The organism is Candidatus Symbiopectobacterium sp. (assembly GCF_020054415.1).
Lineage (GTDB): Bacteria > Pseudomonadota > Gammaproteobacteria > Enterobacterales > Enterobacteriaceae > Symbiopectobacterium.
In genome coordinates this window covers 1-1,650 of sequence record NZ_JAHWCO010000318.1, presented here as the reverse complement: position 1 = coordinate 1,650, position 1,650 = coordinate 1, and the positions used below count along the sequence as shown (strand labels likewise).

Annotated in this window: 2 protein-coding genes; one reads left to right on the top strand and one right to left on the bottom strand. The window is 43.9% G+C overall.

All coding sequences use genetic code 11. The features are described from left to right. Window positions 1–359: 359 nt before the first annotated feature. Window positions 360–1,022: a helix-turn-helix domain-containing protein gene (locus QZ506_RS09330; RefSeq protein ID WP_291970589.1), complete on the bottom strand. Its 663-nt coding sequence runs from the start codon at window positions 1,020–1,022 to the stop codon at window positions 360–362. A gap of 89 nt (window positions 1,023–1,111) precedes the next feature. Here QZ506_RS09330 and QZ506_RS09325 point away from each other — a divergent pair, with 89 nt between their 5' ends. Next, on the top strand, window positions 1,112–1,303 hold the full coding sequence (locus QZ506_RS09325; RefSeq protein WP_291970587.1) for a Cro/CI family transcriptional regulator: 192 nt from the start codon (window positions 1,112–1,114) through the stop codon (window positions 1,301–1,303). Window positions 1,304–1,650: the final 347 nt, after the last annotated feature.

The following is a 1,650-nucleotide window of genomic DNA, read 5'->3' as shown; positions in this document are numbered from 1 at the left end:
GCTATAATTTTTATTCAGCCCACCACACCCCAAAAACATCTGGGCAAAGGTTCGGCACGTTGTCGGTGCCTTCCGTAGAGCGCGAGGCTCGTTGTAAAGAGCATGTATTTGAAATTTGCCACAACCGCCGTCATGTTCGTGTGCCTCGGGCTGGCTACTTACGCTCAGGCAATCGGCGGGTAACTCGAGGTCTTGCCTGCCGGGGTATTGCCGTTGCGGGTTGGTGTCCCACCGTCTGGCTGGTGGGGGGATGGGAATAATGTAATTCATGTTACCTTTTAAGTCAAATGTAATGTTACTTTTTTTACCTTTATGGGCGAAAAAATACCCTGTTTAAGCAGGGCATTGATTATATCTCATTATAATTCTTGAATTATTTTAGTTACTCTGCCTTTAATCACGTAGTCACCATTAATTTCAATAACCTTAAAGGATGGATTTAATGGTATTAGATACATATTAGGCCCGTCTATAGACAGTTTCTTTATAGTAGGCTCTGCTGAACCTGCAAGCTGGATCAGGACAATTTTCCCGTTTAGATCCTCTATTCTGCCATAATCAGGGTCTACCAAGATTTTAGAGCCATCGGGAATTGATGGTATCCCATAAGGATTTGCCATTGAATCGCCCTTTACAAGCATCATAAAGCCACTAGGTAATGTATCAGCCATACTTTCCATCCATGTGTCTATATCACCGATTTCAGCTATTGGGGTTTTTCCATCCCATTTGCTGATCTGCTCCCATGAAAGTAAAGGGATCTTCCTAATTGTCATCGGAAGTAAATGATATAGCTTGGAATCATCATTATATGCTGATTTTTCACCATAAAGCAGCCACTCAGCAGAGCAACCGAATACATTAGCCAGTAGATGTAGATGTTCACCGTCTGGCTTTGAATTTCCATTTTCCCACTTAGTTACGGATACGCGGCTTATGCCCAGCATTTTAGCTATCTGGTTCTGGGTGATCATTAGCTCTTTTCGTTTAGAGCGGATTCTGTCGTGAATATCTATAGTCATGTAACCAATATTACCATTCTTGGTGGTAAAAAGTGTTGCCCCTCCTGGTAACTAGTGTTACTATTTACTAGCGCTGAAGGAGGTTATAAGTGAAAAAAATTGACGTAATTAGATACTTTGGGGGCGTTGGCAGTACTGCAAGCATGCTGGGCATTACGCATGTAGCTGTTTCACGCTGGCCACCTCTTATTCCTGAAAAAAGAGCTATGCAATTAGAACGGTTGACGAAAGACAATCTTAAATATGATTCACGTTTGTATAAAAAACGTTCAATAGCCTAACCAGCAGTACCGCTCTTTACAACGGACACTCGTCCTACGGAAGCCACCGACAACGTGGCGAACGCAACATCCCACAGTAACACACTCACTGTGACTGCCTCACGGCTTCGTCACGTCTGTTGATCACCAAAACACTGGTGCCGTGTCTCTACACGTGCATCCGATAACCTGTTTTTTTCAATAAGGAAAGTATCACAAATGGAACGTGCAAAAACACGCAAAAATTCTGCGGTTGAGTTCATCAGTCGTCACCTTGTCGCAACAGCTTATCAGGCGATTGTCCGGGTACGCCAGACCAATATCGCAAAAATTCTGGGTGTCGCCGATTCAACCGTCCTGCGCCGCTC